Origin of the sequence: Polaribacter sp. (assembly GCF_965656025.1) — a bacterium.
Taxonomy (GTDB): Bacteria; Bacteroidota; Bacteroidia; order Flavobacteriales; family Flavobacteriaceae; genus Polaribacter.
The window spans coordinates 1-6,418 of the sequence record NZ_CBFHJT010000021.1 but is presented as its reverse complement, the minus strand read 5'-3'; the positions used below and the strand labels follow the sequence as shown (position 1 = coordinate 6,418).

Annotated in this window: 6 protein-coding genes; 3 read left to right on the top strand and 3 right to left on the bottom strand. The window is 30.6% G+C overall.

The window, feature by feature from the left end; all coding sequences use genetic code 11:
* The 3 genes from ACTG3S_RS05775 to ACTG3S_RS05765 form a co-directional block, all read right to left on the bottom strand.
* The coding region (locus ACTG3S_RS05775) for a LemA family protein (protein ID WP_439128418.1) at window positions 1-494 on the bottom strand (494 nt) is incomplete at its 3' end.
* A gap of 124 nt (window positions 495-618) precedes the next feature.
* The gene (locus ACTG3S_RS05770) at window positions 619-948 is read right to left on the bottom strand and encodes a MerR family transcriptional regulator (RefSeq protein ID WP_439128417.1); all 330 of its coding nucleotides are present in this window, start codon (window positions 946-948) and stop codon (window positions 619-621) included.
* A gap of 106 nt (window positions 949-1,054) precedes the next feature.
* The gene (locus ACTG3S_RS05765; protein WP_439128416.1) at window positions 1,055-2,023 is read right to left on the bottom strand and encodes a M23 family metallopeptidase; all 969 of its coding nucleotides are present in this window, start codon (window positions 2,021-2,023) and stop codon (window positions 1,055-1,057) included.
* A 169-nt stretch (window positions 2,024-2,192) separates the two neighbouring features.
* Between ACTG3S_RS05765 and alaS the strand changes: the two genes are divergently transcribed.
* The 3 genes from alaS to ACTG3S_RS05750 form a co-directional block, all read left to right on the top strand.
* A complete protein-coding gene (gene alaS / locus ACTG3S_RS05760) occupies window positions 2,193-4,811 on the top strand; it encodes an alanine--tRNA ligase (RefSeq protein ID WP_439128415.1) in 2,619 nt (872 codons plus the stop codon).
* Between the two features lies 1 nt (window position 4,812).
* Window positions 4,813-5,763, top strand: a complete 951-nt coding sequence (locus tag ACTG3S_RS05755; RefSeq protein ID WP_439128414.1) for a GSCFA domain-containing protein — start codon at window positions 4,813-4,815, stop codon at window positions 5,761-5,763.
* Between the two features lie 71 nt (window positions 5,764-5,834).
* The coding region (locus ACTG3S_RS05750; RefSeq protein ID WP_439128413.1) for a DUF6498-containing protein at window positions 5,835-6,418 on the top strand (584 nt) is incomplete at its 3' end.

The window sequence follows — 6,418 nt, the reverse complement described above, 5'->3', positions numbered from 1 at the left end:
GGAAAAACCTTAATGTGTTTATTATATTCATTTACACCTTCATTAAACCTTGTTCTTGCGGTAAGTACTTGATTTTCTGTGCTTGCTAACTCATCTTGTAATTTTAAGAAATTTGCATTCGCTTTTAATTCTGGATATCGCTCTACAACAACCATTAATTTTGATAATGCACCAGTTAAACCACTTTGTGCTTGTTGAAATTGCGCCATTTTATCTGGAGTCAAATTATTTGCATCAATATTTACAGAAGTTGCTTTAGATCTTGCTTCTATTACCTGTGTAAGCGTTTCTTTTTCAAAATCTGCAGCACCTTGTACCGTTTTTACCAAGTTGCCAATTAAATCGTTTCTACGTTGGTAAGCACCCTCTACATTAGACCAAGTTGTTTTTGCATCTTCCTGTAATACAACAGCTTCGTTATTAAAGCCTTTTACCCAGCTATATGCTACATATACTAGTAACGCTATAATTATAAGCGGTAACCATTTTTTCATAATTTCTAGTTGATTTTAGTTGATTTTTAATTTTTTGATTGAAACAAATTTACCTATTATTCTTGAGAATGTAAAGTAGTGTTGTAGTTAATCTAATTTGTTAGACACCAATTTATGATTTCTGTTACAATTGATTTTTAATTTTAACCAATTCTGCTTTTACAAACTCTAATTTTGTAATTAATTCATGATTATGAAAAGTAGCTTCTGGATTTTGCTTTAGTTTTTGTTTTGCCCCTTCTAGCGTAAAACCTCTCTCTTTTACCAAATTAAAAATTAGCTTAAAGTTTTTAATATCTTCTGCCGTAAAAAGTCTGTTTCCCTTGGCATTTTTCTTAGGTTTTATAATGTCAAACTCTTTTTCCCAAAAACGAATTAAAGAAGTGTTAACTGCAAAAGCTTTGGCAACTTCGCCGATTTTGTAATATCGTTTTTCTGGTAAATCTATGTGCATGTTTTAGGTTCAAGGTTTTGGGTTTAAAATTCAAAGTTCTAGATTCAAATTTTAAGATTTAAAATCATTCTTTCAACTTCCATCTTCTTGCTTCAAACTTCCAGCTCTAATCGTAAGATTGTCCTTCTTCTTCTGCCGCTTTTTGCATGGCAGCAAATTCATCTGGTGTTAAATCGCCATAATAAAAGTTGATAGGATTTAGAGCTCGATCATTTTTATGGACCTCATAATGTAAATGTGCAGAAACAGATCTACCTGTATTACCTACATAACCAATTAAATCACCTCGATTCACTTTTTGACCTCGTCTGGCTTTCATTTTACTCATGTGTGCATAAATGGTTTTGTAACCATAACCATGATCTATGTAAACTACTTTACCAAAAGTTGCACTTCTTTCAGATCTAATAACGGTTCCATTTCCAGAAGCATATATAGGAGTTCCAACAGGAGCGGTAAAATCCATTCCCTTATGAAACTTTCTAATTTTTAAAATAGGATGCATTCTCCATTTATAACCAGAAGCCATTCTTGTTAAATCTTCTAATTTTACAGGTAAAATAGCAGGAATTGCAGCCAACATTTTTTCTTTTTCTTTAGCTAAGGTAACTATTTCGTCTAAAGATTTAGACTGTACTACTAATTGTTTAGATAGTATATCCATGTCTTTAGTTAACTGCTTTATCATTTTAGAGTTATCATACCCCTCTAAACTTTTGTATCTATTTACACCACCAAAACCTGCTTTTCTTTGTTCGTCTGGTATTGGGTTTGCCTCAAAGTACAATCTATAAATATTGTTATCTCTTTCTTGTAATTGTGCTAAAACGTTAGAACTCTCTTCCATTCTTTTAGCTAATAAATCGTAGTTCAATTTTAAATTTTCGTTTTCTCTTTTTAATGCTCTCTCATTAGGAGACATGATAAATTGACTAAAAACGATAAAACCTATAAAACCGATTAAAAAAATAGCTAAAAAACCAAAAATGGTTCTTTTGTAGTAATCGCTTTTCTTTACCGCAATTTTTCTGTAAGAAAGCGTATCTGCATCGTAATAATATTTTACTTTTGCCATAATAGTAATTGTGCTATTTTTGTTTTTTAAAAACGATTTTAAGTATAAAATTCATTTTTAATAACACACAAATTTACAAAATGTTTTACAACTATCTTTTTAGGGTGGTTTTTTTAAAAGTATATTAACAAAATAATGTCCCAAATCTTTGGGAAAACCTTTCTTTTTTATGAAATCTCAAGACATAAGAGCTACTTTTTTAAATTTTTTTAAAGAGAAAAACCATTTAATTGTGCCTTCTGCACCCATGGTTACTAAAGACGATCCTACTTTGCTTTTTGTAAATTCTGGTATGGCTCCGTTTAAAGAGTATTTTTTAGGAAATGGAACTCCCAAAAAGAATAGAATTTCAGATTCGCAAAAATGTTTACGTGTTTCTGGGAAACATAACGATTTAGAAGAAGTTGGTTATGATACCTATCATCATACTTTATTTGAAATGTTAGGAAATTGGTCTTTTGGAGATTATTTTAAAAAAGAAGCCATTGCTTGGGCTTGGGAACTGTTAACAGAGGTTTATAAAATAGACAAAGACATTCTATATGTTACCGTTTTTGAAGGTTCTAAGGATGCCGATAATTTAGAAATGGACACAGAAGCCTATGATATTTGGAAACAATACATTGCTGAAGACCGTATTTTAAAAGGAAATAAAAAAGATAATTTTTGGGAAATGGGTGAACAAGGACCTTGTGGACCTTGTTCTGAAATTCACGTAGACATTCGTTCTGCAGAAGAAAAAGCAAAAGTTGATGGACGTACTTTAATTAACGAAGATCATCCACAAGTTGTAGAAATTTGGAATTTGGTTTTTATGCAATTCAACCGGAGAGCTTCAGGCGTTCTTGAAGAATTACCAAATAAACACATAGATACTGGTATGGGCTTTGAGCGTTTATGTATGGTATTACAAAACGTACAATCTAATTACGATACCGATGTTTTTAAACCAATAATTAGTGAAATTGGTACCATTACGAACACAAAATATGGTAAAGACGAAAAACAAGATATTGCCACTCGTGTAATTTCGGACCATGTGAGAGCTGTTGCTTTTTCTATTGCAGATGGGCAACTGCCTAGTAATACTGGTGCTGGTTATGTAATACGTAGAATTTTAAGACGTGCAATACGTTACGGATTTACATTTTTAGATAAAAAGGAACCATTTATTTACAGATTGGTAGATATTTTATGTAAAAAAATGGGAGTTGCATTTCCTGAATTAAAAGCACAAAAGCAACTGATAGAAAATGTAATAAAAGAAGAAGAAACCTCTTTTTTAAGAACTTTAGACAAAGGTCTTATTTTACTAGACGCCATTATAGCTTCTTCTTCATCTAAAGAAATTTCTGGAGAAAAAGTTTTTGAATTGTATGATACTTTTGGATTTCCCGTAGATTTAACTGCTTTAATTTTATCTGAAAAAGGATATACTTTAGACGAAAAAGGTTTTAATGATGAGCTTCAGAAACAGAAAAACAGATCCAAAGCTGCAAGCGAAAGTTCTACAGAAGATTGGACAGTTTTAGTAGATGATATAGAAGAAGAATTTGTAGGTTATGATACTTTAGAAACCAATGTTAAATTAACAAGATACAGAAAAGTAACCTCTAAAAAAGATGGCGAAATGTATCAATTAGTATTTAACTTAACTCCTTTTTACCCAGAAGGTGGTGGTCAGGTTGGAGACAAAGGATATTTAGAAACTTCACAAGGAGATGTTATTTATATTTTAGACACAAAGAAAGAGAACAATGTAATTATTCATTTTACTAAAAACTTACCTAAAAATTTAGGGGAGGTTTTTAAAGCAGTGGTAGATAAAAAACAACGTTATAGAACCGAGTGTAATCATACAGCAACACATTTATTACATCAAGCTTTAAGAGAAATTTTAGGCACACATGTAGCACAAAAAGGTTCTGCTGTGCATTCAAAATATTTACGATTCGATTTTTCTCATTTTTCTAAATTAACATTAGAGGAATTACGAGACGTAGAAAATTTTGTAAACAGAAGAATTGATGGCAAACTGCCTTTAGTAGAAAAGAGAAATATACCCATGCAAGAGGCATTAGACGATGGTGCAATTGCATTGTTTGGCGAAAAATATGGAGATACTGTAAGAGCCATTAAATTTGGAAAATCTGTAGAATTATGTGGTGGTACTCACGTAAATAATACAGGCGATATTTGGCACTTTAAAATAAAATCTGAAAGTGCTGTTGCATCTGGTATTCGGAGAATTGAAGCCATTACCAATGATGCTGTTAAAGATTTTTATTTTGATAATAACAGAACATTATTCGAAATTAAAGACTTACTAAACAACGCTAAAGAACCTGTAAAAGCTGTAAAAAAATTACAAGAAGAAAACGCAGATCTACAAAAACAAGTAGCGCAACTTTTAAATGAAAAGGCACAAAATTTATCTGGAGAAATTAAAAATCAGCTACAAGAAATTAATGGTGTACAATTTTTAGCTGCCAAAGTAGATTTAGATGCAAACGGAATTAAAAACCTAGCTTTTGGTTTAGGAAAAGAATATCAAAATTTATTTTTATTATTTGCAACTGCACCAAGCAAAGAAAAAGCCCTATTAACTTGCTATATTTCTAAAGAATTGGCAAACGAACGTGGTTACGATGCTGGCAAAGTAGTTAGAGAATTGGGTAAATTAATTCACGGTGGTGGTGGTGGCCAAAACTTTTTTGCAACTGCTGGGGGGAGAAATCCAGGGGGAATTCCTAAAGTTTTAGAAAGAGCAAAAGATTATTTGGTTTAAAATGAACTTACAAACCCAACTTCCTTTAAAAAAAGAAACTAGAAACCCTATAGACTATAAGTCTAAAATTGTTTTATTAGGTTCTTGTTTTTCAGAAAATATTGGTAACAAATTAAACTATTATAAGTTTCAAGCTACGCAAAATCCTTTTGGCATTTTATTTCATCCAAAAGCTATTGAAAATTTAGTTACCAAAGCCATTAACTTAGAAATGTATGGGGAGGATGATTTTCTTTTTAAAAACGAACGTTGGCATTGTTTTGATGCACATTCTAGTTTAAGTACTATTGATAAAAAGGAACTTTTAAACAACTTAAATACAACAATTTCATCAACAAAAGAAAAGCTTGAAACAGCTTCTCATATAATCATCACACTAGGTACTTCTTGGGTATATAGATATATTGAAACAAATACTGTTGTTGCTAATTGTCATAAAATACCACAGAAAAAATTTTTAAAAGAGATACTTTCTGTTGATGAGATTTCAGAAAGTTTAGAAGCTATTGTTTCTCTTATTCAAGGCATCAACAAAAATGTGACATTACTTTTTACAGTTTCTCCTGTTAGACATTTAAAAGATGGTTTTGTAGAGAATATGCAAAGTAAGAGTCATTTAATTGCGGCAATACACAACGTTATAAATCCAAGAAACAGTACTCATTACTTCCCTAGTTATGATATTATGATGGATGAGTTGCGTGATTATCGCTTTTACGCAGAAGATATGATTCATCCCAACCCAACTGCCATCAATTATATTTGGGAAAAATTTGTAGCAACCTGGTTTTCTGAAGAAGCACTATCAACAATGCAAAAAATAGAAACCATTCAAAAAGGAATTTCTCACAAGCCTTTCAATGAAGATTCAGACCAACACAAACAATTTTTAAATAATCTAGAAGACAAGAAAAAGGAAATTAGCAAACAGTTTCCGTTTATTAAATTTTAAAAAATACGTCATTTGTCGTATGTATTATTCTTATTTTTTTTAGGTATTTTACAATTGTAAAATTCACTAAAATGCTAAAATCTATATTCTATCCAACCAAACAAAATGCTTTTATTTGGCTAAGTTCAATTTATTTACTTTTTCTTTTATATTTAGGTAAAGCATCTGCGTTAAGTATTTTGTTTGCTTATTTTTTAGAAACCATCATTATTGGCGTTTTTAATGCGTTAAAAATGCTTTGGAGTATTCTTTATGGCAAATCAGAAAAGTCTGGTTTTGGTCTTATTTTCTTTTTTATAGTTCATTATGGTTTTTTTGTGGCAATTCAATCTATTTTTGGATTTGCGCTTTTTGGTATAGAAAGTAATGATATTATAAAAGAACCTTTTCACCTTATAGAAAATTACAGTGCCATTTTACATTTAGAAGATATACAATATGCTTTGCCTGCCATTATTTTTACACATTTAGGAAAATTTATTGCAGATTATATTGGTAACAAAAAATATGAGGTATTTACTGCGAAAGAAATTATGTTTAAACCATATGTTCGTATTTTTTTACAACAATTTGTCGTAATTATTTCCTTCTTTTTTATCGTATTTAGTAAAGCAGGTGTTATTGCTGCTATTTTATTAATTCTTTTTAGATTGAT

Coding starts and splice junctions, on each gene's coding strand:
- alaS (WP_439128415.1), top strand. CDS start 2,193: ATGAAATCTCAAGACATAAGAGCTACTTTTTTAAATTTTTTTAAAGAG.
- ACTG3S_RS05765 (WP_439128416.1), bottom strand. CDS start 2,023: ATGGCAAAAGTAAAATATTATTACGATGCAGATACGCTTTCTTACAGA.
- ACTG3S_RS05755 (WP_439128414.1), top strand. CDS start 4,813: ATGAACTTACAAACCCAACTTCCTTTAAAAAAAGAAACTAGAAACCCT.
- ACTG3S_RS05770 (WP_439128417.1), bottom strand. CDS start 948: ATGCACATAGATTTACCAGAAAAACGATATTACAAAATCGGCGAAGTT.